The 23,641-nt window shown below is 37.3% G+C and carries 25 protein-coding genes; 16 read left to right on the top strand and 9 right to left on the bottom strand.

What is annotated here, in order from left to right; genetic code table 11:
* Window positions 1-209: 209 nt before the first annotated feature.
* The 3 genes from AC1UFB_RS11110 to AC1UFB_RS11120 all read right to left on the bottom strand — a co-directional run bounded on the left by AC1UFB_RS11110 (window position 210) and on the right by AC1UFB_RS11120 (window position 2,404).
* A complete protein-coding gene (locus AC1UFB_RS11110; RefSeq protein ID WP_482589214.1) occupies window positions 210-1,370 on the bottom strand; it encodes an aminotransferase A in 1,161 nt (386 codons plus the stop codon).
* A gap of 114 nt (window positions 1,371-1,484) precedes the next feature.
* Window positions 1,485-1,697 carry an IDEAL domain-containing protein gene (locus tag AC1UFB_RS11115; RefSeq protein ID WP_025909199.1) on the bottom strand — a complete coding sequence of 71 codons (213 nt, stop codon included), beginning with the start codon at window positions 1,695-1,697 and terminating at the stop codon, window positions 1,485-1,487.
* Window positions 1,698-2,209: 512 nt separating this feature from the next.
* A complete protein-coding gene (locus tag AC1UFB_RS11120) occupies window positions 2,210-2,404 on the bottom strand; it encodes a hypothetical protein (protein ID WP_061784983.1) in 195 nt (64 codons plus the stop codon).
* Window positions 2,405-2,712: 308 nt separating this feature from the next.
* On the opposite strand from AC1UFB_RS11120, the gene AC1UFB_RS11125 reads away from it, so the two are divergent.
* On the top strand, window positions 2,713-3,618 hold the full coding sequence (locus tag AC1UFB_RS11125; RefSeq protein ID WP_025909201.1) for a chemotaxis protein: 906 nt from the start codon (window positions 2,713-2,715) through the stop codon (window positions 3,616-3,618).
* A gap of 72 nt (window positions 3,619-3,690) precedes the next feature.
* On the opposite strand, the gene AC1UFB_RS11130 is transcribed toward AC1UFB_RS11125, so the two are convergent.
* Window positions 3,691-4,161: a YkyB family protein gene (locus AC1UFB_RS11130; protein WP_100347433.1), complete on the bottom strand. Its 471-nt coding sequence runs from the start codon at window positions 4,159-4,161 to the stop codon at window positions 3,691-3,693.
* A 216-nt stretch (window positions 4,162-4,377) separates the two neighbouring features.
* Here AC1UFB_RS11130 and AC1UFB_RS11135 point away from each other — a divergent pair, with 216 nt between their 5' ends.
* On the top strand, window positions 4,378-5,235 hold the full coding sequence (locus AC1UFB_RS11135; protein WP_328101654.1) for a GRP family sugar transporter: 858 nt from the start codon (window positions 4,378-4,380) through the stop codon (window positions 5,233-5,235).
* Window positions 5,236-5,282: 47 nt separating this feature from the next.
* Window positions 5,283-6,068 (top strand): glucose-1-dehydrogenase, encoded by a 786-nt coding sequence (locus AC1UFB_RS11140; RefSeq protein WP_100347435.1) that lies wholly within the window; start codon window positions 5,283-5,285, stop codon window positions 6,066-6,068.
* On the opposite strand, the gene AC1UFB_RS11145 is transcribed toward AC1UFB_RS11140, so the two are convergent.
* Window positions 6,065-6,574 carry a L,D-transpeptidase family protein gene (locus AC1UFB_RS11145; protein ID WP_025909205.1) on the bottom strand — a complete coding sequence of 170 codons (510 nt, stop codon included), beginning with the start codon at window positions 6,572-6,574 and terminating at the stop codon, window positions 6,065-6,067. The two genes, AC1UFB_RS11140 and AC1UFB_RS11145, sit on opposite strands and share 4 nt — an antisense overlap.
* A 160-nt stretch (window positions 6,575-6,734) precedes the next feature.
* On the opposite strand from AC1UFB_RS11145, the gene AC1UFB_RS11150 reads away from it, so the two are divergent.
* Together AC1UFB_RS11150 and AC1UFB_RS11155 are read left to right on the top strand one after the other, a co-directional pair.
* A complete protein-coding gene (locus AC1UFB_RS11150) occupies window positions 6,735-8,267 on the top strand; it encodes a Ppx/GppA phosphatase family protein (protein WP_482589219.1) in 1,533 nt (510 codons plus the stop codon).
* Window positions 8,268-8,390: 123 nt separating this feature from the next.
* Window positions 8,391-10,523: an RNA degradosome polyphosphate kinase gene (locus tag AC1UFB_RS11155; protein ID WP_328101237.1), complete on the top strand. Its 2,133-nt coding sequence runs from the start codon at window positions 8,391-8,393 to the stop codon at window positions 10,521-10,523.
* A gap of 35 nt (window positions 10,524-10,558) precedes the next feature.
* On the opposite strand, the gene AC1UFB_RS11160 is transcribed toward AC1UFB_RS11155, so the two are convergent.
* Window positions 10,559-10,816, bottom strand: a complete 258-nt coding sequence (locus AC1UFB_RS11160; RefSeq protein WP_100347438.1) for a hypothetical protein — start codon at window positions 10,814-10,816, stop codon at window positions 10,559-10,561.
* A 98-nt stretch (window positions 10,817-10,914) separates the two neighbouring features.
* Window positions 10,915-11,787, bottom strand: a complete 873-nt coding sequence (locus AC1UFB_RS11165) for a metallophosphoesterase (protein ID WP_482589221.1) — start codon at window positions 11,785-11,787, stop codon at window positions 10,915-10,917.
* A 222-nt stretch (window positions 11,788-12,009) separates the two neighbouring features.
* Between AC1UFB_RS11165 and fadH the strand changes: the two genes are divergently transcribed.
* From fadH to AC1UFB_RS11180, 3 genes are all read left to right on the top strand, one after another.
* On the top strand, window positions 12,010-12,774 hold the full coding sequence (gene fadH, locus AC1UFB_RS11170) for a 2,4-dienoyl-CoA reductase (protein ID WP_482589223.1): 765 nt from the start codon (window positions 12,010-12,012) through the stop codon (window positions 12,772-12,774).
* Between the two features lie 247 nt (window positions 12,775-13,021).
* A complete protein-coding gene (locus tag AC1UFB_RS11175; protein ID WP_025909149.1) occupies window positions 13,022-14,233 on the top strand; it encodes an EAL domain-containing protein in 1,212 nt (403 codons plus the stop codon).
* 115 nt (window positions 14,234-14,348) lie between these two features.
* Window positions 14,349-14,837, top strand: a complete 489-nt coding sequence (locus AC1UFB_RS11180; protein ID WP_025909148.1) for a DUF3993 domain-containing protein — start codon at window positions 14,349-14,351, stop codon at window positions 14,835-14,837.
* A gap of 23 nt (window positions 14,838-14,860) precedes the next feature.
* Here AC1UFB_RS11180 and AC1UFB_RS11185 read toward each other — a convergent pair whose 3' ends face one another.
* Window positions 14,861-15,097: a glutaredoxin domain-containing protein gene (locus tag AC1UFB_RS11185; protein WP_025909147.1), complete on the bottom strand. Its 237-nt coding sequence runs from the start codon at window positions 15,095-15,097 to the stop codon at window positions 14,861-14,863.
* 230 nt (window positions 15,098-15,327) lie between these two features.
* Here AC1UFB_RS11185 and AC1UFB_RS11190 point away from each other — a divergent pair, with 230 nt between their 5' ends.
* From AC1UFB_RS11190 to AC1UFB_RS11205, 4 genes are all read left to right on the top strand, one after another.
* Window positions 15,328-15,564, top strand: a complete 237-nt coding sequence (locus AC1UFB_RS11190) for a YkuJ family protein (RefSeq protein ID WP_025909146.1) — start codon at window positions 15,328-15,330, stop codon at window positions 15,562-15,564.
* 246 nt (window positions 15,565-15,810) lie between these two features.
* Window positions 15,811-16,701 carry a LysR family transcriptional regulator gene (locus tag AC1UFB_RS11195; RefSeq protein WP_482589227.1) on the top strand — a complete coding sequence of 297 codons (891 nt, stop codon included), beginning with the start codon at window positions 15,811-15,813 and terminating at the stop codon, window positions 16,699-16,701.
* A 119-nt stretch (window positions 16,702-16,820) separates the two neighbouring features.
* Complete coding sequence (gene dapD, locus AC1UFB_RS11200; protein ID WP_025909144.1) at window positions 16,821-17,537, top strand: 2,3,4,5-tetrahydropyridine-2,6-dicarboxylate N-acetyltransferase; 717 nt, start codon at window positions 16,821-16,823, stop codon at window positions 17,535-17,537.
* A gap of 65 nt (window positions 17,538-17,602) precedes the next feature.
* On the top strand, window positions 17,603-18,730 hold the full coding sequence (locus AC1UFB_RS11205; protein WP_061784976.1) for an N-acetyldiaminopimelate deacetylase: 1,128 nt from the start codon (window positions 17,603-17,605) through the stop codon (window positions 18,728-18,730).
* A 36-nt stretch (window positions 18,731-18,766) separates the two neighbouring features.
* Here AC1UFB_RS11205 and AC1UFB_RS11210 read toward each other — a convergent pair whose 3' ends face one another.
* The gene (locus AC1UFB_RS11210; protein WP_100347440.1) at window positions 18,767-19,633 is read right to left on the bottom strand and encodes a mechanosensitive ion channel family protein; all 867 of its coding nucleotides are present in this window, start codon (window positions 19,631-19,633) and stop codon (window positions 18,767-18,769) included.
* Between the two features lie 341 nt (window positions 19,634-19,974).
* On the opposite strand from AC1UFB_RS11210, the gene AC1UFB_RS11215 reads away from it, so the two are divergent.
* The 4 genes from AC1UFB_RS11215 to AC1UFB_RS11230 all read left to right on the top strand — a co-directional run bounded on the left by AC1UFB_RS11215 (window position 19,975) and on the right by AC1UFB_RS11230 (window position 23,618).
* Window positions 19,975-20,517: a peroxiredoxin gene (locus AC1UFB_RS11215; RefSeq protein WP_078989991.1), complete on the top strand. Its 543-nt coding sequence runs from the start codon at window positions 19,975-19,977 to the stop codon at window positions 20,515-20,517.
* Between the two features lie 208 nt (window positions 20,518-20,725).
* Window positions 20,726-21,622 (top strand): phosphogluconate dehydrogenase (NAD(+)-dependent, decarboxylating), encoded by an 897-nt coding sequence (gene gnd / locus AC1UFB_RS11220; RefSeq protein ID WP_025909140.1) that lies wholly within the window; start codon window positions 20,726-20,728, stop codon window positions 21,620-21,622.
* A 133-nt stretch (window positions 21,623-21,755) separates the two neighbouring features.
* Complete coding sequence (locus AC1UFB_RS11225) at window positions 21,756-22,418, top strand: potassium channel family protein (protein ID WP_025909139.1); 663 nt, start codon at window positions 21,756-21,758, stop codon at window positions 22,416-22,418.
* 33 nt (window positions 22,419-22,451) lie between these two features.
* Window positions 22,452-23,618 carry a sensor histidine kinase gene (locus AC1UFB_RS11230; protein ID WP_482589230.1) on the top strand — a complete coding sequence of 389 codons (1,167 nt, stop codon included), beginning with the start codon at window positions 22,452-22,454 and terminating at the stop codon, window positions 23,616-23,618.
* Window positions 23,619-23,641: the final 23 nt, after the last annotated feature.

Raw genomic sequence — 23,641 nt, forward strand, 5'->3', positions numbered from 1 at the left:
ATGACTCACCTAGAAAAGTTATTGATCGATTGTGCATTCGATTGTAAAAGATAAATTCAACTTATATAGTTAAGGTTGTAAAAAAGTACATTAATAAAAAAGCGTGAGTTTCCATGAGAACTCACGCTTTTTTATTAATATATCATTAGTAGGAGGTTAGATAGGATACGTATAGAAATCATAGCTAAACAAAGCTCGTTAAGTCATTTTTAGCCTTTTTTTGTTTGCAAATAGGATTCCATACGGTCCATTGCTTCAACCAACTTCTCCATTGCATAAGCATAAGAAAGTCTAACATAGCCTTCACCTAGGTCTGAAAATGCACTACCGGGAACAAGAGCTACGCCTGCTTCTTTTACTAACTCAAGTGCAAAGTCAAACGACGACATGTTAAGTGATTGAATCGATGGGAAAATATAAAAAGCACCGTTAGGCTTTTCCACATCAAAGCCCATCTTAACAAGACGCTCGTAAACATAATTCAATCGTCTTTCGTATTCTTTTTTCATGTCTACAGCATCATTTTTACCTGCTGTTAAAGCGTTAAGAGCCGCAGCTTGCGAAATGGATGATGCGCAGCTGACGTTGTATTGATGCACTTTTAAAATATGCTTTGTTAAGTATGCTGGCGCAAATAATAACCCGATGCGCCAACCTGTCATCGAATGAGACTTAGATACGCCGTTTACCACAATGGTTTTATCACGCATTGAAGGAATGGCTGCAATCGAATGATGGTTACCTTCAAATACAAGTTCACTATAAATTTCGTCAGATAAGACAAAAACCTCTTTATCCTTTAACAAGTCAGCAATCTCTTGAAGCTCTTCTTTGGACAGCGTTACGCCGGTTGGATTTGAAGGGTAAGGTAAGATAACACATCTTGTTTTATCCGTTAGGTGCTGCTCAATTAAATCAGCAGTTAAACGAAATCCAGTTTGTGTTGTATCAATATGTACAGGAATAGCACCGTTTAATTTAATGAGCGGTTCGTATCCAGGATAGACTGGACCTGGTAAAAGTACCTCTGAGCCTTCTTCTGAAATTGTTCGCATCGCAATATCAATGGCTTGACTCGCTCCAATCGTAACAATGATCTCAGATGATGGATCGTAGGATAATTGATACTTTGTATGTACAAAATCAGCGGCTGCTTTTCTTAGCTCAATTGTTCCTGCATTATGTGTGTAAGACGTAGCGTTTTCATCAATAGCCGTTTTAGCAGCTTCTTTCACATGAGGCGGCGTTAGAAAATCAGGTTGTCCAATTGTTAATGACAATACGTTATCATACTGAGCTACCATATTATAAAATTTGCGAATACCCGACAGTTCAATGCCTTTTACTCGTTTGTTAATTAAATGTTCCATACTAGTCGTTCCATCCTTCCACAGTGTTTCACTCATTTTATCATAATGTATACATGTAAAAAACCACTATCTTCTCAATGCAGATTGAGAAGATAGTGGTTTTAATCATTCACTTTATAAAAGGTGAGAATAGCGAGCTATTAATTTGTAAAAAAGTTCTTCATCTCTGTTATCAAGCGCTTCGTCAATTAATTCTCTTACATGCTTTTTGTTAAAATCCGTTGATAACTTTTTCAACAATAGACTTGCTTCTTTTGAATAGTATGGTTGGACAGGTCTAAATGAAGTAGATGTGGCGAAATTTTTATTTTTTCGATAATCGTTCATCACTCAACAACCCCTTTAATTATACTTACTAATCTATACCCTCTTATGGCGCATGTAACCCTCCGTTTTCTAAAAATCATAAATAGACACTGTGTTTTTATGATTTTATTGCTAAACGAGAGGGGGGCGTTTTATTTAAATGTATGTATTTAGTTGAAATACAGTGAGAGGTAGTCTACTTAAAATTATTATGTATGTAACAGCTTCGTAAGGGTAGTGGAAATCACGCCAATCGAAGAACAGAAGCTAGTGTTAGCCCCCTCATAGTTACACACAAAAAAGAGTTTGGGACATAACAAAATGATTGCTTCTAAGAGACGAACAATAGCTGTTCCAATCTTTTTGGTTTGTCTGAACACGTTCGTTCCATTGCGCTAATTGTTTTCACAATCAACCAAAAAACCTGAACGATTAAAAGTGAGAAACTCTCAATCGTTCAGGTTTATCATTGGCTGAATTACTTATGTCCCAGCCTCTTTCAAAGCAATTATGCATTATGTTTATAGTTAGAATCAGTCAGTGTGTATGTTTCCTTCGCGCCAGTACACAGGAGATACATGACCGAAGTCCACCGTTTGGTCGTCTAATGTCACGATACAGTGATCTGTGCCAGCTTGCTCTTTAATATTCTCGTAAATCTCTTCTTCTACATCTTCAATAATAGTCATTTCATTTTCATCATTAAAAAGAATGACGGAACCTTTCATTAAACATACACCTTCTTTAAGTAATTGTGGTTTATCATGTGTAGTATAAAGGGTTTCAATTCAATCGTCCACAGGTATTACAAAGATTTTCGTTAACATTTTGTGAACGAGTTATATCCTAGAAGATAAGAATTTGTTATTAAACCTCTCGCACTTTCAGCCGATAATTACTAATACAGAGATGAAAACGTTTTATGTTAAAAACATTTATTTTTTAGGTGGTTTTACTTTACGACTATAAAGTTTCATTACTATAATAAAGGACGACCACTACATAAGTACACTTTACTATGGAAGGGCGAAAATTTATGCAGCACGATAAAGGAATCCTATTAGAAAGCGGAACAAATGAGCTAGAAATTGTTGAATTCTCAGTCGATACTATTCGTTTTGGAATCAATGTTATTAAAGTTCGAGAAATTATTAACCCAGTAACCATTACACCGGTTCCTAATTCCCATTCTTACATAGAAGGAATCATTGAGCTGAGAGGAGAAGTTCTGCCTGTTGTTGACGTTGCGAAGGCACTAAAGCGCCCAGCATCGAATCAACCTGCTAAGGATAAATTTATTGTCACAGAATTTAATCAACAAAAAATTGTTTTTCACGTTCATCAAGTCACGCAAATTCATCGCATATCGTGGATGGAAATTGAAAAGCCTTCAGATTTATACCAAGGGCTAGAAACTCAAATCACGGGTGTAGTAAAAGATGAAAGCGATATGATTTTATTACTGGACTTTGAAAAACTTGTCACCGACGTTAATCCTGAAGCTGGAATTGATCAGTCTAAAATTAAGCGGTTAGGTCAGCGCCAGCGATCAAGCAAGCGATTAGTAGTTGCTGAAGACTCACCGTTATTACGCAAAATGATTTCAGATACATTGGAAACAGCAGGCTATGCCAATACAGAGTTTTTTGAAAACGGGTATGATGCGTTACTTTATCTACAATCACTCGTAGAGTCAGGTCATGCCATTGAAGATGAGGTACAACTAGTTATTACAGATATTGAAATGCCACAAATGGATGGACATCATCTTACCAAGAAAATAAAAGAAGATGATCGTTTATCTGCACTCCCTGTTATTATTTTTTCATCTCTAATCACAGAAGATTTACGTCATAAAGGAAAAATGGTTGGTGCACAAGCACAAGTAAGTAAACCGCAAATTGGTGAACTAGTGCAAATGATTGATGAATTTATTTTATAAAGTAGTTGTGAGCAATATCAAGTTAATGAAAAAAGTGCCTCAATTGTTTCTTTGAGGCACTTTTTTATTTACTTACCAATAGCTTTTACCTAGTGGCTTAAAAACAGGCGCCTGCCGTTTGCGAACATTAGAAGGCTGAACAGGGTTAGGTGCTGATAATAAAAAGCCAGTATATTTGGATAATAATCGTTTTGCATAAGATAGTGACATTGTCGTTTTGGGATTTCGATATTGATGGTTTAAGTGACCGAGGTGTATTAGTTCTTTGAAGTCCTCTTTCTTAGGAGGCATATGGAAAAAGTAATCTCCAACGGATACCAGCACATCTGATTTTTGCTGACTTTTACCTGGGTTAGGTGAAAAATGAAGTCCTTCTTTTTTTGCTTTTCCTTCTGAAATCAGTTGCTCAAGCGCAAGCTTTTTTAACGTATAAAGCTGCTTCGGATCAGGGGCTGCTTTAGCGTGCCTGTTTACCGTGAAAATAGCTTGTGCAATCTCAGCAGTAGATGGATTGAACGTTTCTTGGTTGGTTGAATGAGGCATAAATAAATTCACTCCCTTTCATTAGTCGCTTCATGAAGCAAATGCTGTTTCATAAGGCTTAGTTCTTTTATTATAGCGTGTCTTGTCCAATTTGAAAATAATTACACAGAGATTGGATAAATTCAAAAATATTTTTCTTTTAGGTTTCGTTTAAAAATGAGAGGTTATACAAATAATACAACAAAGGTTTGAAAGCATAAGAAGGTGTTGAATGAAGTGGATATTTTAATTGCATTAATTCCCGCTGTCATGTGGGGGAGTATTTTACTTGTAAGTTCGAAGCTCGGAGGCAAAGCTTATAGCCAAACAATTGGTTTAACTGGAGGAGCGCTTTTATTCTCGATTGTAGCATTTTTTATTGTCTCACCTGAACTTACATGGAAAATCTTTATTGTAGGTTTTGTTTCAGGTTTATTCTGGTCAGTTGGTCAAATGAACCAATTCTCAGCCGTTGAATATTTAGGTGTATCAAAAACACAGCCTATTTCCACAGGTATGCAGCTAATCGGGACATCGTTATTTGGTGTCTTACTGTTTGGTGAATGGTCAACTCAAACAAAGCTACTAATTGGAATTGCTGCTCTTGCGTTTATTATTGTAGGTGTAGTGTTTACGTCATTAAATGATAAAAATAACAAAGAAGCTGATGGGAAAAGTCAATTTGGTAAAGGGATGTTTACACTTTTCATTTCAACATTAGGTTACATAGGTTATTTTATCGTCGTTCAATGGTTTGGAGTAGAAGGCTGGTCTGCGATTTTACCACAGTCTTTGGGTATGCTAGCAGGTGCATTGCTTCTTACTTTCCGTCATAAGCCATTTAACAAATATGCTACACGCAACATCTTAACAGGATTTGTTTGGGCGACAGGTAATATTGGTCTATTAGTAGCAGCTCCTCGTGTCGGAGTAGCAACAAGTTTTTCATTCTCACAAATGGGAATTATTATCTCAACGTTAGGTGGTATTTTCCTACTTGGTGAAAAGAAATCGAAAAAACAAATTACGTTTGTCATCATCGGCTGTATTCTAATCATCGTAGGTGGCGTACTGCTTGGATTTACGAAAAAATAAATAAAACTCTCATAAAAAACGAAACCAGAAAAAAAGGAGCGATTACTGTGTATAAAGATTTAGAAGGAAAAGTAGCAATCGTGACAGGAGCGGCAACTGGACTTGGAAAATCAATTGCAATAAGATTTGGACAAGAAAAAATGAAAGTGGTTGTGAACTATCGTTCAAAAAGTGAAGATGCTCAAAAAGTAGTGGAAGAAATTAAGCAAAATGGTGGAGAGGCAATCGCTGTACAAGCTGATGTATCAAAAGAAGAAGATATGAAGCGATTGATTGAATCAGCTCATACGACATTTGGATCGCTAGATGTCATGATGAATAATGCTGGAGTTCAAAAAGAAATTCCCTCTCATGAAATGTCGCTTGAAGAATGGAACAAAGTCATTTCTGTTAACTTATCAGGGACGTTTATGGGGTGTAGAGAAGCAATTAAGTACATGCTTGAACATAATATCAAAGGTACGGTCATCAACATGTCAAGCGTACACGATATTATCCCGTGGCCACATTTTGTTCATTATGCATCAAGTAAAGGCGGCATTAAAATGATGACAGAAACGTTAGCATTAGAATATGCGCCAAGAGGAATTCGCGTAAATTCAATTGGTCCAGGTGCGATTAATACGCCAATCAATGCTGAAAAATTCTCAGATCCATCAACCAAAGCCGATGTGGAAAAGCTGATTCCAATGGCTAAGATTGGAGAACCAGAAGAAATTGCAAGCGTCGCGGCATGGTTAGCATCGAACGAAGCTAGATATGTTACGGGCATCACGCTGTATGCTGATGGTGGAATGACCCTATATCCAAGTTTTCAAGCAGGAAAAGGTTAATTCATTCTTCTAGAAGGACGAATATACACACCGGTACCATTTGGCACAATGGAAGCAAGTTCGTTTACTTGTTCGTTTTTCATTCGAATACAGCCTTTTGAAACGGCTTTTCCAATCGAACTAGGGTCATTTGTTCCATGAATGCCATAGGATTGTTTTGAAAGGCTTAGCCACATTGTACCAAATGGTCCACCGGGATTTGGCTCTCTATTCACAATGACAAAGTCTCCAACAGGTGTTGTGCTAAGCATCTGCCCAACAGCAATTGGGTAAGTTGCTTTCACAACATTATTTTCTCTTAGCTCCAACTCTCTCTCCGCGATAAAGACATGAATGGAATATGGAATGGTTGTTTTATCTGGTAGGTCAGGAATAAGAATTACTTGCCCTGGTACGATGATGTTTGGGTTTAACCCTGGATTGGCTGCAAGAATCATACTGAAAGGCCTTCGATAATCAAGTGAAATTTGATACAATGTTTCACCTTGTTTCACAACATGGAGCATGACTTTCCCTCCTTAATCATAAATCTTTTTAAAATTAACAGAATTTTTCGTTATTATATAAATCTATAGGATTATTTGTTACTATATGAACAGCGTGAGGAGAAAGTGAGCAATAGAGTAAAGGTTTCATATATACGAAATTAGAAGGTGTTGAACAAAAATGAAAATGAAGCACGGAATGATTGACATTGGGTCGAATACAATGCGACTAGTGATTTATGAAAATAGAGAACGGAAAGGCTTTAAGCAAATTGAAAACCTCAAAGTAGTAGCCAGATTACGTAATTATTTAGATAATGACAGTTTGTTAAACGAAGAAGGCATTCATGTTTTGCTTCAAACGCTACAAACGTTTCAAATTATTACGCGTCATCACGAATTAACACACGTTAGCTGCGTAGCGACTGCTACGGTTAGACAAGCTAAAAATAAAGAGTACATTGTCCAACTGGTTAAAGAAAACACTGACTTCTCAATGAAGATCTTATCGGAATATGAAGAGGCCTTTTATGGTTTTTTTGCCGTGACGAATTCAACTTCAATAGAAGAAGCTGTAACAATTGACATAGGAGGAGGGAGCACAGAACTTACTTACTTTCGAAATAGAGAACTTGTTGAATATCATAGCTTTCCTTTTGGTGCGCTCTCCTTACGTTTGCAGTATGTGAAAGACCATGTACCGACCAATGAAGAAAGAGGCAAAATCCGTGATTTTGTACGAAGTGAATTTCAAACGCTATCTTGGCTTAAAAAACGCTATGTACCAATTGTAGCAATCGGTGGAAGTGCGAGAAATCTTGTACAGCTCCATCAAAGTTTTATTCAGTATCCGCTTGCTGGGGTGCATCAATATAAAATGACACCTAGGGACATTGCACAAGTGAAAACAATTATTACCCCCTACTCCTACGCTGAACTTCAAAAATTAGAAGGGCTATCCAAAGATCGAGCAGACACCATTATGCCTGCTATTGAAGTGTTTCAAGCCCTGTGTGAGGTCGTAAACGCGCCTTCATTTATTCTCAGTCGTAAAGGGCTTAGAGAAGGAGTGCTATATAAAGAAGCACATGAGCAAAGCCAGGGAACAATGTATCCCGACGTAGTGGAACGTAGTTTTCAAGAACTTGTCGATGACTTTGAAATTAATCCAATTTACGTTCAACAAGTAACGCGTACCGCTACAATGCTGTTTCAGCACCTGCGAGTGAATGCTTTACCAACCTTAACAGATGATGACCTCGAATTGTTAAGAAAAGGGGCTCAAGTGTTTCATTTGGGAGAATATATTGATTCAGAATCCAGCAGTCAGCATACGTTTTATTTATTAGCAAATCGTACAATTGACGGGTTAACGCATTTAGAACGCCTAAAGTTAGCATTAGTTGCTTCTTATAAAGGGAAATCTACGTTTAGACAATATATTGAGCCGTTTCGTGAATGGATTTCAAAAGAAGAACAGAGAAAACTCTTATTAGTAGGAGCTCTATTAAAATTGGCAACAAGCTTAAATGCAACTAAGCGAAATGTGGTAACACATATAGAAGTCAAGATTACGGATGCAATGTTAACTTTTACGCTCGTGTGTAATGGTAATTATAAAGCGGAAGAATACCAAGCTGAAAAACAAAAAAAGCATTTAGAAAAAGTGTTGAAAAAACCTATTGTGTTGAATTTTAAATACATTACGAATTAAAAGGTGATACTATTCCTGTACAAAATAAGAAATAAAAAATATACATGTCGTTCATCTTATCTTTATAATTAGTTCATAATTAGATATTAATTAAAAAAGGAGAGCATTTAGGGGGAAATGTAGATGGTGGATGTGGATAAAATATATAGACTGGATAAAGAAAATGAACTGACAAACCCTTCTTATTATAATAACCGGGAACTAAGCTGGTTGGCATTTAATCAGCGCGTACTAGAAGAGGCGATTGATAAACGGAATGCTCTTTTAGAACGATTAAAATTTCTAGCGATTTTCAGCTCTAATTTAGACGAATTTTTTATGGTAAGAGTAGCAGGAATAAAAGATCAAGTAAAAGCAGGATTTAATAAGCCTGAGAACAAAGCGGGACTGACCCCCAAACAGCAGCTTTCAGCAATCGCGATTAAAAATCATGAGCTCATTAAAGTTCAATCTGAAACCTATATGCATACTTTATTGCCATTGTTAAAACAAGAACAAATCAACTTTGTTTCAATCAAGGAATTAACGACGCATCAGAAAGAGTTTTTAAAATCTTATTTTATAGATCAAGTGTTTCCTGTTTTAACTCCAATGGCAGTTGATGCATACCGACCGTTTCCGATACTTCTCAATAAAAGTTTAAATTTAGCTGTGGTATTAAAAGAAGATAACGAAGAGCAGCAAGTTACGGGGATAAAAGGAAGACTTGCCATTGTGCAGGTGCCTGCGGTTTTAGAACGGTATATTGAACTCCCAACGGATTCATTGGAACGCTCATTCGTTTTATTAGAAGAAGTGATTGCCCACTTTATTCAGCAATTGTTTAGCGGTTATGAAGTAACATCTGTGACGCAGTTTCGCATTACGCGAAATGCGGATATGACCATTCATGAAGAAGGAGCTCGAGACCTTTTAAAAGAAATTGAGAAAGAGCTGAAAAAACGAAAATGGGGCGCTGCTGTGCGTTTAGAAGTAAAAGCCTCTTATTATGATGAACAGGTTCTAGCCTATTTAAAAAGAGTGTTGGATATCCACACGAAAGATGTGTACGTAGTTGACTCACCTCTTGATTTAACCATGCTGTTTTCGTTTTGTGACAAGATTAAAGTGACGCATGAGCATTTAGGTGTTGAAATGTTTATCCCGCAGCCTCCGCAAGATTTAGCATCGGATGAAGATATCTTTGAAAAATTGTTAGAGCAGGATTTGTTGTTTCATCATCCCTACGAGTCGTTTGAGCCGGTTGTTGACTTTGTAGCCGATGCGGCAGAAGATCCTGATGTATTAGCCATTAAACAAACTTTATATCGTGTAAGCGGAGATTCACCCGTCATAAAAGCGCTGCAAAGAGCTGCTGAAAATGGAAAACAGGTTACCGTATTGGTTGAATTAAAAGCACGGTTTGATGAAGAGAAGAACGTTCAATGGGCAAAAAAATTAGAAAAAGCGGGTTGTCACGTTATCTATGGGATGACACACTTAAAAACGCATAGCAAAATTACGCTTGTTGTCAGGAAGCGCCACAATCGAATTGAGCGATTTGTTCATCTTGGCACAGGCAATTATAATGACGCAACGGCTAAAATCTATACGGATATTAGTTACTTAACATCAAAGCGCCAGTTCGGTATTGATGCAACTAATTTCTTTAATTACTTAAGTGGCTATACGCAAAAGCCAGCTTATCACCACTTATCAGTTGCGCCGTTTGATATTCGAGATGATTTCCTTGCGTTAATTGATAAAGAAATAGCATGTCATAAAAAACACGGCAATGGCCGAATTATTGCTAAGATGAATTCCCTGACAGATAAGGCATTAATTATGAAGTTATATGAAGCTTCGCAGGCTGGTGTGTCCATTGATTTAATTGTCCGCGGTACGTGTTGTCTGCGTCCCAAAGTGGAAGGGATTAGCGAACATATTCGAGTGAGGAGTATTATAGGGAGGTTTTTAGAGCATAGTCGCATCTATACATTTCATCACAATGGAGAAAAAAAGGTGTATTTCTCATCTGCTGATATGATGACAAGAAATATGGTAAAGCGCGTTGAAATTCTATTTCCAATTCTCGAAAAATCGTTAAAAAACAGAACGCTAAAATGGTTAAACCTTATGCTTGAAGATAACATAAAAGCTAGAGAGCAGGATGCGAGCGGAAATTACTATTACCTGCCGCAGGGGCAACAAGAAGCTGTTGATAGCCAAAAAGTTTTTAGGCAACTAGCATATCAAGTCATGGAAGATGAAGAGTAAACAAAAAAGCCGATAGAAATCGGCTTTTGCACTTGTTATCGAGGAATGGGGCCAAATCCTGGTGTGCCTGGAGCTCCATAGAAAGTGTGGTAAACATGTGGACCTCCATAGTATGGAGTAGGTGGATATGGGTAGAACAGAGGGCAACAAACCGGGCGTCCACCGAATCCGCTCACTGCTAGTCCTCCAAGTAAGCCACCAGCTAGGCCAGCTACGAATGGCAAAGCAAAAAAGCGCTGTTCACCGTTAGGAGCGGTACGATATACGCCATACGGATAATATTGATGATACATAATTCAACCTCCTTCAATGTTGTCTATGTAGTGTATGGTGGTAGGTTTCATTATGAGTCTGTCTTACTATATGTTTCTAGTATAATCACAAAAAACGTCTAACTAGACGTTTTCTTCAGTGTGAATAATGTAATTTCAGGTGTAGCTAAAAATCTAAAAGGAATGCGCGTTGTGCCGATGCCGCGGTTCACATATAGCTGCATTTTGCTTTCTCCAACCTCGTAAAATCCTTCTGGATAAACTGTACCAAAAGGAGGAGTGATTAACGGCCCGAAAAATGGAAGCTGAATTTGTCCTCCGTGACTATGCCCTGACAGCTGTAAATCAACGGGAAATGCCGCAGCTTTAACTGCTACGTCAGGTTCATGAATCATAGCGATTGAAAAAGTAGAAGGCTCTAATCGACTAAGTGTTTGTTCATATTGAGGATCTCCTAACATCACATCATCTAACCCACAAATCTGGATATATTCGCCGCTATCAAGTGTAATGGTGCGTACGTCATTGACTAGAAGTTGGAAGTTTGATTCCTGAATTACATCTTGATAAAGCGTCGTACCATATCCTCCATGATCATGATTTCCGTAAATTGCGTACTTTCCAAGAGGCGACTTTAATCGGTGTAAAATAGGAGGAATTCGATGCGGATAAGCATATTCATTCGGTGCATCCATTAAATCTCCTGTAAACAAAATGACATCAGGTTTGAGTCTGTTAATCTTACTAACAAGCTCTTCTAGCTGCTGAAGATTATAAGAAAGCCCAAGGTGAGTATCACTAAATTGTAAAATTGTCCGATTGTGAAAGCCGGTTGGAATATTGTTTGAAAAGATGTTTTTACGCGTTATCTGGAGTCGCCTTGGCTCAATATACTTCGCATATGTATAACCAAAGGAAGTCGTTAATACAGTTCCTAACGATAAAGAAAGTAAACCTTTTAAAAAAGAGCGTCGTGTATACGTCTTTTTCATTTTAAAATCAACCTATTCTCTTTCATATTGCCATTCTACTTATAATGGCTAAAGTTTAATTATAGCACCTCTGAAAAAAGGATAAAACTTAAAACCCTTATTTACCTAAATAACTAGTAAAAAAACTTATTTTCGAGAAAAGTGAATAACTATTCATTTCTCTTTTAGATAAAAAAAGGTAGAATAAAAGAGTAAGAGTTTTAATAAAAGGGGGATAACAGAATGAAGGAGAAAGTAGTGATTGTAACAGGTGGTTCAAGTGGGATGGGTAAACATATGGCGAAGCGTTTTGCTAGCGACGGAGCGTATGTCGTAATTACTGGAAGGTCTCTAGAGAGGTTAGAAGAAACGAAGGCGGAGATTGAAACACTTGAAAATCAAGTATTACCTGTGCAGATGGATGTACGAAACCCTGAAGATGTAAAGCGGATGGTAAGTGAAACTGATAAGCAGTTTGGGCGAATCGACTACCTTATTAACAATGCCGCAGGGAATTTTATATGCCCTGCAGAAGAGCTTTCAGTAAACGGTTGGAAAAGTGTTATTGATATTGTGTTAAACGGTACATTTTACTGTAGCTCCGAAGTAGGAAAGTATTGGATTGACCACAAGATTAAAGGAGCCATTACGAATATTGTAGCTACATATGCCTGGAATGCAGGTGCTGGAGTTATTCATTCAGCTTCAGCTAAAGCTGGCGTGTTAACAATGACAAGAACATTAGCTGTTGAATGGGCAAGTAAATATGGTATTCGAGTGAATGCAATCGCTCCTGGACCAATTGAGCGTACTGGTGGAGCAGATAAATTATTTCAATCCGAAAAGATGAAAGCGCGTACACTTGATTCGGTACCACTTAGACGATTTGGTATACCAGAAGAAATTGCAGGACTAGCTGCATTCTTATTTTCGGATGAAGCCTCTTATATTAATGGTGAATGCATAACAATGGATGGAGGTCAATGGTTAAACCAATATCCTTTTTAAATGAAGGAAAAAAGCAGACAGTCGAATGTCTGCTTTTTTGAACTTTATGAAAGCGTTACTTCATTGCAAAGACTAGCAAAAACAGGATTTTCATATTATACTTACTAAAAATGTATATATAGTAATTGAGCACATTGAATGCTACAAAAAAGCTTGAATATTCATTGCGCTTACGTAAACCAATGAAAGTAGATCAAAAGGTCTGGAAAGAGGATTGAATTGAATCTATATGATAAGGGGGAACGTCATGGATCCTTTAGATGTGTTAACAAACATAGAGAACACCCTTCCATATTATCAAGCAATTTTTAGTGCGGATGAACACAAGATTGTTGGGTATGAAGTGTTAGCAAGGATTAAACAAGATGACGAGATTGAAAGTTTAGGAGCTTTTTTTCACGATGATGCGATTCCGGATGAATATCGAATTGAAGTGGATTATGCCGTTTTAACAAAAGCATTGAATCACATTTTAGAGCAGAAAGAAGAGTTTTTAATCTTTATTAATCAAAATCCCAATTTATTGATGAATGACCATGGAGAATCACTGTTAGAACTATTGCAGTATTTTGAAACAAAGGGGTTATCACTTAATCGAGTTGTTTTAGAAATTACTGAGCACAATTTTAATGGTGATATTGAATCTCTTCAGCATTTGTTGAAATATTATCAAACGTATGGCATTAAGGTGGCAATTGATAATATCGGTAAAGAAAGCAGTAACTTAGATCGTATTGGTTTGCTTTCACCAGATATCTTAAAAGTAGATTTGCATATTTTACGACAAACCGCTATGACGCAGTCTTATCAAGACGTTTTGTACTCGTTATCATTGCTAGCGCGTAAAATGGGAGCTACCCTGCTGTATGAAGACATTGAGGCTTCTTACCAGTTGCAATATGCATGGCGTAACGGTGGGAGGTACTTTCAAGGTTTCTATTTACATAAACCATCAGCTGAGTTGGTTGACCCGTTTCTGTTAAAAGATAAATTGAAAAATCAATTTGAAATGTTTATTGCTCATGAAAAGAAAAAATTACAGGCTATTTATGAATTAACGGAGAGTTTCGAAGTGAAAATGCAGCAGTTAATGAGTCAATGTCGCAAGATGGAAGGCTATGACGAGATGCTTCAGTATATTGCGAGTGAGCTTTCAATCGCATGCTTTCGAGTATATATATGCGACGAGAATGGGTTTCAGCGCTCATCAAACTTCTTAAAGAAAGAACATGAATGGATTGCTGAGCCAGATTACCTTCACAAAAACTGGAGCTGGCGTCCGTATTTTCTCGAAAATATCATCCGAATGAATCATGAGCAACGTGGGATTTTATCGGACTTATATAACGATATTGAAACAGGAGAGAACATCCGAACCTTTTCGTACCCAATTGAAAACGGTCATTATCTATTTATTGATATTTCATACGCCTTTTTATATGAGAAAGACGCATTATAAAAAAACATGCCCACTCTTAGTTGGGGGCATGCTTTTTTTATTTCTAAAAATGAAAGAATATGGGGTTAAAAAGAAGGAAAGCTATTACTAATTAAAACGAAAGGGATGATCGTTTATGAAAAAAGTAGTAGCATCCATAATCATATTTTTATGTGTAGTGTGTTTGTATACGCCCGCCCAGGCTGAAGTTGACGGAGATACGCGCAATGAAATCTTTACTGCGCTACATGAAGCATTTCAAGCACAGCTTCGTTTAACGAACGAGCATTATTCAAAGGAAAAAGCAATGAATACACTGCTTCCATATTTTGAAAAAAGTTATGCAGAGAAATTTCTAGATGACAATATGGTTCAAGAAGCTCAGGGGTATACCGTATACGGTTCTGATTTTGCTCTTCATTATATCCCGTATTTTTCATATGATGAACAGACAAAGGTAGCGGTTCATCCATCTATGCAAAAAGCTTACGTCTTCGAATATTTTCCGGCTGTAAAAGATGGCCCCGTATCTTATGTTGGGCATTATGAGATGCTGACGTTGACTCGCCATGAAGGAAAATGGAAAGTATCAGGATTTACATATAGTAATCAAAAGCCGAGCTAACCTTTTCCCATAAAGTGTTTAACTTAAGAAAGATCTAAAAGTTTTTCTAGTGTTTGTAAATCAAAACCTTTTACCACATCATTGTTGACTTTAACAGTTGGTGTTGAATACGATTGAAATACGTCAATCATACGATTTCTAGCTGCTATATCTTTGGAAACGTCATATTCTTTATATGAAATATTATTGTGTTTTAAAAACAGTTTAACAATTTCACACGGTGGACAAGCTGGTTGTGTATATAACTCTACGTTTTTCATCTTAAAACTCCTTATTGTATAATATGATATTATAATCAAAAACGACAAACTGCGCCATAATAAGCCAATTTCTTACGAAAATTCATGTAAAGTACTTGTGTTTTTTCTATATGTGGCATATAGTGAAATGGTGTCTTTTATGCATGAGGATTCATGCTGAAGAAATGAGAATGAATAAACAAGCCTTAAATAGGGTAAGTAATGATGTAATCGTTGAAAGGAGAGATTATATGTCACAATTACAAGGTATTTTAACTCGTCTTGTGAATCTCCGTGAGCAAGCAAGTGGAAGTGAAGCACCACAACGCTTCTTCGAAGTAGATGGAAAACGAATTTGTAGCGTGAAATATCATGCGAAAACTGAAACGTTTGAACTTGAAGTATATCAAGATGGCGAGAAGCCAAGCGTTTATCAATTTGATAATATTGACATGATTGCAATTGAGATTTTTGAATTAATTCATTAATGAAGCCATTAATCAGCTTAGATCTGTAAATTGTCGATGATTCGAATTAAAGCCTTGGGTGCACATTTACGTGTATCCAAGGCTTTTTATATGTCAAAAATAACTGATATACTAAACGTCCTTCATTTTATATAAAAAGTTAAAAAGAATCTTGACAATAAATAACTTTTGTCTATCTTTCTGAAGCATTTTTTTATATGATTAGAAGGTGAAAAAGTAAAACAATGTGTTGAGAGGAATAGCAAAATGCAATTAGTAGAATGTCGCATGCTTGTCGTATTGGCCCAAGAATTAAATATGAGAAAAGCAGCTGAGCGCTTATTTGTATCGCAGCCAGCTTTATCACAGCGCCTGCAAACAATTGAGCGGGCATGGGATACTCAAATCTTTATCCGTTCCCAAAAAGGTCTTTCTTTAACAGCAGCTGGTGAAAAAATTGTGCAGTTTGCAAAGGAAGTTGTTGAAAAAGAAGATCAAGTAAAAGAAGATCTTCATCATTTAGACACCGAAGTATACGGTACGTTAAAGCTCGCTGTAGCCTCCATTATCGGCCAGCATTGGCTGCCAGCGGTTTTAAAAAAGTATATGGATAAATACCCCCATGCAAAGATTTCCCTTGTAACGGGATGGAGCAGCGAAATGCTTCGCTATATTTACGAAGATGAAGTTCATATCGGAATTATTCGAGGAAATCCCGAATGGAAAGGTGTAAAGGAACATCTCTTTACCGACCCTTTATATTTAGTAGATACTGAAATTGAAGATGCCTCTGAGGTACCAAATAATGATCGACCGTTTATTCAATTTAAAAGTGATTCCACCTATTATCAAGAAATACTCGATTGGTGGCACAGGGAGTTTCATACAACTCCAAAGCGAACGATTGTTGTAGACCAAATTGAGACGTGTAAACAAATGGCTTTAAACGGTCTGGGTTTTGCCATTTTACCGTCAATTGCTGTGAAAGATGCGCAGCACTTACATCGCATTCCACTATTAAAAGAAAATAAAGAGCCGATTACTAGAGATACTTGGTTAGTAGGATATGAGTCAGCGTTTAAGCTGAAACAAGTGCGTGCATTTATGGAAATTGTCAAAGAGTATATCAAAGAACAGCAAGAAAAAGAGCTATCATAATACATCTACGCATTATGTGAAAAAATGAGAAAATTACGTGACTTCTAACTTGTCATGTGGAACTCATTTTGTTACATTAGTAAAATGAAGCAAATGCTAACTTAGGAGGAATACATAATATGAAAATGATGGATGCAAACGAAATTATTTCATTTATTCAAAACAGCACAAAATCAACACCTGTAAAAGTATATGTAAAAGGTGATTTAGAAGGAATCGACTTCGGCGCTTCTTCTAAAACATTCGTAACTGGCAACACAGGTGTTGTATTCGGTGAATGGAAAGAAATTCAAGCTGTAATTGAAGCAAACGAAGGAAAAGTAGAAGATTACGTTATCGAAAACGATCGTCGTAACTCTGCAATTCCGCTTTTAGATATGAAAAATATCAAAGCGCGCATTGAGCCAGGTGCAATCATTCGTGATCAAGTTGAAATTGGAGACAATGCTGTTATTATGATGGGTGCTTCAATCAACATCGGTTCTGTAATCGGTGAAGGTACAATGATCGATATGAACGTTGTAATGGGTGGACGTGCAACAGTAGGTAAAAACTGTCACATCGGTGCAGGTTCAGTATTAGCTGGCGTAATTGAGCCACCTTCTGCAAAACCAGTTGTTGTTGAAGACGATGTTGTAATTGGTGCAAACGCAGTTGTTCTAGAAGGTGTAACAGTAGGTAAAGGTGCAGTTGTTGCCGCTGGTGCAATCGTAGTTGAAGATGTACCACCATATACGGTAGTAGCAGGTACACCAGCTCGTGTTATTAAAGAAATTGACGAAAAAACAAAATCAAAAACTGAAATCAAACAAGAGCTTCGTCAACTAAACGACTAATAAGCGAAAGACACAGAAAGCGTGGGCAACCACGCTTTCTTAACTATAAGGAGGATTTTTGGTACGTGGACATTTCTCAATTTGCTGCTTTGCGCAGAGAATTACATAAAATACCTGAGCTAGGCTTTCAAGAAGTAAAAACGCAAGCGTTTTTACTACGCTATATTGAAAGTCTTCCTCAAGAACACCTTGAAATTAAAACGTGGAAAACCGGCATCTTTGTGAAAGTGAAAGGGAAAAAACCAACGAAAACAATCGGCTATCGAGCTGACATTGATGGTCTCCCAATTACGGAAGAAACTGAGTATGAGTTTTCGTCCACTCATGAAGGTTTAATGCATGCTTGTGGTCATGATTTTCACATGAGTATTGGTTTAGGCATTCTAACACACTTTGCAAACCATCCAATTGATGATAACTTGCTGTTTATCTTTCAACCCGCTGAAGAGGGGCCGGGGGGAGCTCAGCCAATGCTTGAAAGCGAGATTATGAAAGAGTGGAAGCCTGATCAAATTGTTGCGCTACACATTGCTCCTGAATATCCAGTAGGATCAATTGCGGTGAAAGAAGGCATTTTATTTGCGAACACATCTGAACTGTTTATTGATTTAAAAGGAAAAGGAGGACATGCAGCATACCCACATAACACAAATGATATGGTGGTAGCCGCTTGTCAATTGGTTTCACAGCTACAAACAATCGTTGCTAGAAACGTTGATCCATTAGATAGTGCTGTTATTACCGTTGGCAAAATTACTGCTGGAACGGTTCAAAATATTATTGCTGAGCGCGCTCGCATTGAAGGAACCATTCGTACGCTATCTCCTGAGTCAATGGCACGTGTTAAAGAGCGGATTGAGGCTATTGTAAAAGGTGTGGAAGTAGGTTATCAGTGTGAGACAGTCATTGATTATGGTTGTATGTATCATCAAGTTTACAACAATCATGATATGACAAAGGAATTTATGACATTTGCTAGAGCTCAAGAAGAAGTTGAGGTTATTGAGTGTCAAAAAGCGATGACGGGAGAGGATTTTGGTTACATGTTAAAAGAGATTCCTGGCTTTATGTTTTGGCTTGGAGTAAATTCTCCTTATGGTCTTCATCATTCAAAGCTTCAGCCTGATGAGAAGGCAATTGAGGTAGCCATTTCTCTTATTACTCGCTATTTCGAAATGAAAGGCATTGCATAAGAAAACCCCGGAAGCTAAACTTCCAGGGTTTTTTCGTTATCCGTTATCTTTAGCGGGCTGTGGTGATTCACCAGTCGGCTTTTCAACGTATACTTGGTGTGGGAAAGGAATTTCAATTCCATGCGCGTCAAATGCTTCTTTAAACGCTTTACGAAGCTTACGTTCTACTCCCCATTGCTCGCCATTTTTCGTTTTTCCAACTACTCGTAGTACAATGTCTGATGCACCTAGCCCCTGAACACCAAGAACGTTTGGTCCATCTACAATGTTTTCATCTTCTTGTGCAATACGATCACATACTTCTTGTAAAATAGAAACTGCGCGATCAATATCGTCATCATATGAGATGCCAATGTCTACAAGCGCACGCATATTTCCACGAGAGTGGTTGCTTAGGCTTGTAATCTCACGATTTGGCACATAGTGCAATGTTCCGTCAAATCCGCGAATTTGAGTTGTACGAAGTCCTACAGATTCAACAATACCTGAAAAGCTCCCTGTTGTTACATAATCGTCCACATCAATTTGTTTCTCAAGTAGTAAGAAAAATCCTGTAACAATATCGCTCACAAGTCCTTGCGCGCCAAAACCAATTGCTAATCCCACGACTCCAGCACCGGCAAGAAGCGCTGTTGCCTGCACGCCAATAGTTTCAAGTAACATTACAATAACAATAAAGATAAGAACGTATGAAAATACATTTACCATTAAGCTTTTAAGCGTAAGTGCTCTACCTTTTGACACGCTATCACGTTCCATCATACGGTTGAAAGAACGATCAATAATACGAGTTCCAATGGAACGTACGATTAAGAAACCAATTAAGATGAGGATAAGTTTTAACGCAACTACCCCTGCAACTGTCAGAAGTTGTTCCCAATTGACTTCTGAAAAATTCAACATGAAAAATTCATCCTTTCTAAACATAAAGCCTTAATTGGAAATAAATGAAGAAGATAACCATATGTAATGTAAAAACTTGCTTAGTTTCTGGCTCTTTCAGTACATTAATTTATTCCCGCTATTAGACATGCTAAACTTAATTTGTCCCTTTTTGCAAGTCATTAACGTTATTTTTTCTAGAAATGAGCAAAAAAAGTTCGTTTATCTTAGATAAAAATAGGGCATAACATGTATATCGTCCTATTTCATGTAGTTTGTAACGAATTAATAGGCATAATTTACTATATTTAAATGAAGAGCAGAATAAACCTGAGTTTATTATTATGTTGGAGGGATGATTCATGCCAGAACGCATGGTAGCCAAGCAGGCCCCACGCTTTGAAATGGAAGCAGTATTGCCGAATAAAGAGTTTGGAAAAGTAAGTTTAGAAGAAAATATGAAACAAGATAAATGGACAGTTCTGTTCTTTTATCCTATGGATTTTACAAAAGTGTGTCCAACTGAGATTACGGCTTTATCAGATCGATACGATGAGTTTAAAAAGTTAGAGGCAGAAGTAATTGGCGTCTCAACAGATACTATTCATACGCATTTAGCTTGGATTAAATCAGATCGACGAGACAACGGATTAGGACCAGTTAACTATCCTTTAGCTGCAGATACAAATCATATTGTTTCACGTGAATATGGCGTTTTAATTGAAGAAAAAGGCGTAGCTTTACGTGGCTTATTTATTATTAATCCTCAAGGAGAACTGATGTACGCCGTTGTCAACCATAATAACATTGGCCGAGATGTAGATGAAACGCTGCGCGTATTACACGCTTTACAAACTGGGGAGCTTTGTCCTGCAAACTGGAAACCAGGACAAGCTACGTTATAAAAAAGCTTAGGGCAAAGATAAAAACTTTCTTACAGCTAAAGTTCGGCTGAAGAATTAGTTAAAGCCAAGTGAAAATATATAAATGCTGGTGTTTCTAAGAAGTAGACATCAGTGTTTTTTATGTTTTGTTTAGAAAGTAGAAAATACGTTTGAAGATGACGAATTTATATCATACTAACGATAATTTAGTATTGAAGGAGGAATTTATATGCAAATTGGAATGATTGGTCTGGGAAAAATGGGAGCGAACCTTTCGCTAAACTTGATGGAACACAACCATGCAGTTGTAGCATTTGACGTGAATAAAGAAGCGGTTAAAACGTTGGAAGAACAAGGAGCTGTGGGGGCTCACTCAATAGAAGAATTAGTTAAAAAATTAGAAAAGCCAAAAGTAGCTTGGGTGATGGTACCGGCGGGAGATCTTACAGAAAAGGTAATAAATGAGCTTCAAGGCCTGCTTGATGAAGGAGATATTATTATAGATGGTGGAAACTCAAAGTACCAAGATTCTGTTCGTCGTGCTGAAAAAGCTCATCAAAAGGGGATTCACTTTTTTGATGTCGGAACCAGCGGTGGAATGGAAGGAGCACGAAATGGAGCCTGCATGATGATTGGTGGAGATAAGGAAGCTTTCGCTCACATTGAACCTATTTTTAAAGATATAAATGTGGAAAAAGGCTATCTGTATGCAGGAGATGCAGGAAGCGGCCACTTCTTGAAAATGGTACATAATGGAATTGAATATGGTATGATGCAAGCAATTGCAGAAGGGTTTGATGTGTTGGAAAAAAGTCAGTTTGATTATGACTATGAAGCCGTTGCGAGAGTATGGAACAATGGTTCTGTTATCCGATCGTGGTTAATTGAGCTGATGGAACGTGCCTTTTCAAAAGATCCTCGTTTGGATGATATCCGTGGCGTGATGCATTCTTCTGGAGAGGGAAAATGGACGGTTGAATCAGCTTTAGACTTACAAGTTCCAACACCGGTTATTGCGCTTTCACTAATGATGCGCTATCGTTCATTAGAAGATGATACCTTTACCGGGAAAGTTGTAGCTGCTCTTCGAAATGAATTCGGTGGTCATGCTGTAGAGAAAAAGTAAAGGGAAATCTAAAAGCTGTGGAAATCCGCAGCTTTTTTTCTGCAAGCTGACATGTATAGAGAAAAGAAGTCTTACATTATGGTAAAATAAAGTAGTATATGGACTTCACTTGTTACTATATGGAGGATTTTTCATGAAAAAGGAATTTGCAGTAGTTGGATTAGGGAGATTTGGCGGTAGCATTTGTAAAACATTAAGTGATCAAGGTATGGAAGTACTGGCTATTGATACGGATGAAGAGAAAGTAAATGAGTATGCGAGCGTTGCCTCACATGCCGTAGTGGGAGACTCTACGGATGAAGGTGTACTAAAAAGTTTAGGCATTCGTAACTTTGATCATGTCATAGTAGCTATTGGTGATAATATTCAAGCAAGCATTTTAACCACGCTGATTTTAAAGGAGCTAGGCGTAAAGAAAATTACGGTAAAAGCGCAAAATGATTATCATGCTAAGGTATTATCGAAAATTGGAGCTAACTTTATTGTGCATCCAGAACGTGATATGGGAAGAAGAATTGCCAATAGTATGATTTCCAATAGCGTACTTGACTATCTAGAGCTATCTGATGAGCACAGTATTGTTGAGCTAGTTGCGAGTAAAAAAATGGCGGGAAATACGCTTATCGACTTAGATATTCGTGCTAAATATGGTATTAATATTGTTGCAATTAAGAGAAGCCAAGATATTATTGTCTCTCCACAAGCATCAGAGTCAATCAAACAGGGTGACATTTTAATTGTTATTGGTGCAGATGTAAATATTAATCGATTTGAGAATAAATTCGCAGATATGTAATGAAAACCTGCTTTCAGCATTGGAAGCAGGTTTTTGCTATGTATTTATAGAAAATATGGATTTTATTGGTGGTTTGCTAGTACAATAGTAAGCGGAGGAATGCAAGATGAAAACTTTTTTAGTGCAAACTACTATGTTTTTAGCGATATGGATTGCCCTTTTTTTTCAATGTATCAAAGCGTAAATACTCTTGGATTACTTTTTTTAAGTTTTCTGTCCATGCTTATTTATTTTACAAAACCACTGTGGAGGCAGAAGCTAGGAAATCAAATGTGTCAAGTGTTGGTGCTGACAAGCTTAGGGTTCTTCTTATCGTTCTCCCCACTTTTAATGGCTCTTTTTCTGTATGTTAGTGTTGAAGCAACCAGTGAAGTGAAGGGACTTTCTTTTCGAATTTATGCTGGATGTACACTGATTGCTTTTTTACTTTTAACCTGGATTAAGTTAGAGGCCTTATTACTACCAACCATTATCATAACTGTGCTAATTGGAGTTGTTTTGTATCAATTAGGTGTAAGCAGGGAAGAAAAGCAACAAAAACAGCTTTTATATGATGAGCTTAGAGGTGAATATCGCTCTCTTAAACGAATGAGTTTGGAGGCAGATAAAGCGGCTCGAAATGAAGAAAGAACAAGAATTGCTCGAGATATTCACGATTCTGTTGGCCATAAATTAACGGCGTTATTACTAAATATTCAAGTGTTAAAGATGAGTCAAGAGTTAGAAAATGTACAGCTAGACCAATTAAAACGGTTAGCAGAAGAAAGCTTAGCCGAAACACGTCATGCTGTAAAGGAGTTGGATAAATCAACCTTACAGGGAGTAGCATCCATTGTTCATTTAATTAAAAAGTTAGAATCAGAGAGTCATATGAATGTTTCGTTTACAGTGAAGCAGCGAGTATTATCACTGACGCTGTCCAATACTCAAAGCGTCGCGTTATATCGCGCTATTCAAGAGGGATTTACAAACGCAATGCGTCACGGTAGTTCAAGAGAATTAGCAATTACTCTAATGCTATCACCAGTAGGAGATTTATCTTTCCAAATAAAAAACAGCATTGCACCTGATGCACCTCCTTTTCAAGAAGGGTTTGGGTTAAAGGCATTAAAGCAGCGGATTGAAAGTATCCGAGGACAAGTAAGCTACTTGCAAACACCTGAACATTTTTCTATAGAAGGCATCATTAAACTAAATTAAGGGATACAAAGAAGGTGAGTTTA

This window comes from Priestia sp. KCTC 13724 (assembly GCF_056820425.1).

Bases quoted from the DNA above. Each gene is read 5' to 3' on its own strand.
- AC1UFB_RS11130 (WP_100347433.1), bottom strand. From the start codon at position 4,161: ATGCCTCATTCAACCAACCAAGAAACGTTCAATCCATCTACTGCTGAG.
- AC1UFB_RS11215 (WP_078989991.1), top strand. From the start codon at position 19,975: ATGCCAGAACGCATGGTAGCCAAGCAGGCCCCACGCTTTGAAATGGAA.
- AC1UFB_RS11115 (WP_025909199.1), bottom strand. From the start codon at position 1,697: ATGAACGATTATCGAAAAAATAAAAATTTCGCCACATCTACTTCATTT.
- dapD (WP_025909144.1), top strand. From the start codon at position 16,821: ATGAAAATGATGGATGCAAACGAAATTATTTCATTTATTCAAAACAGC.
- AC1UFB_RS11125 (WP_025909201.1), top strand. From the start codon at position 2,713: ATGCAGCACGATAAAGGAATCCTATTAGAAAGCGGAACAAATGAGCTA.
- AC1UFB_RS11190 (WP_025909146.1), top strand. From the start codon at position 15,328: ATGTCACAATTACAAGGTATTTTAACTCGTCTTGTGAATCTCCGTGAG.
- AC1UFB_RS11110 (WP_482589214.1), bottom strand. From the start codon at position 1,370: ATGGAACATTTAATTAACAAACGAGTAAAAGGCATTGAACTGTCGGGT.
- AC1UFB_RS11150 (WP_482589219.1), top strand. From the start codon at position 6,735: ATGAAAATGAAGCACGGAATGATTGACATTGGGTCGAATACAATGCGA.
- AC1UFB_RS11175 (WP_025909149.1), top strand. From the start codon at position 13,022: ATGGATCCTTTAGATGTGTTAACAAACATAGAGAACACCCTTCCATAT.
- AC1UFB_RS11225 (WP_025909139.1), top strand. From the start codon at position 21,756: ATGAAAAAGGAATTTGCAGTAGTTGGATTAGGGAGATTTGGCGGTAGC.
- AC1UFB_RS11155 (WP_328101237.1), top strand. From the start codon at position 8,391: ATGGTGGATGTGGATAAAATATATAGACTGGATAAAGAAAATGAACTG.
- AC1UFB_RS11210 (WP_100347440.1), bottom strand. From the start codon at position 19,633: ATGTTGAATTTTTCAGAAGTCAATTGGGAACAACTTCTGACAGTTGCA.
- AC1UFB_RS11185 (WP_025909147.1), bottom strand. From the start codon at position 15,097: ATGAAAAACGTAGAGTTATATACACAACCAGCTTGTCCACCGTGTGAA.
- AC1UFB_RS11180 (WP_025909148.1), top strand. From the start codon at position 14,349: ATGAAAAAAGTAGTAGCATCCATAATCATATTTTTATGTGTAGTGTGT.
- gnd (WP_025909140.1), top strand. From the start codon at position 20,726: ATGCAAATTGGAATGATTGGTCTGGGAAAAATGGGAGCGAACCTTTCG.
- AC1UFB_RS11160 (WP_100347438.1), bottom strand. From the start codon at position 10,816: ATGTATCATCAATATTATCCGTATGGCGTATATCGTACCGCTCCTAAC.
- AC1UFB_RS11195 (WP_482589227.1), top strand. From the start codon at position 15,811: ATGCAATTAGTAGAATGTCGCATGCTTGTCGTATTGGCCCAAGAATTA.
- AC1UFB_RS11120 (WP_061784983.1), bottom strand. From the start codon at position 2,404: ATGAAAGGTTCCGTCATTCTTTTTAATGATGAAAATGAAATGACTATT.
- fadH (WP_482589223.1), top strand. From the start codon at position 12,010: ATGAAGGAGAAAGTAGTGATTGTAACAGGTGGTTCAAGTGGGATGGGT.
- AC1UFB_RS11145 (WP_025909205.1), bottom strand. From the start codon at position 6,574: ATGCTCCATGTTGTGAAACAAGGTGAAACATTGTATCAAATTTCACTT.
- AC1UFB_RS11165 (WP_482589221.1), bottom strand. From the start codon at position 11,787: ATGAAAAAGACGTATACACGACGCTCTTTTTTAAAAGGTTTACTTTCT.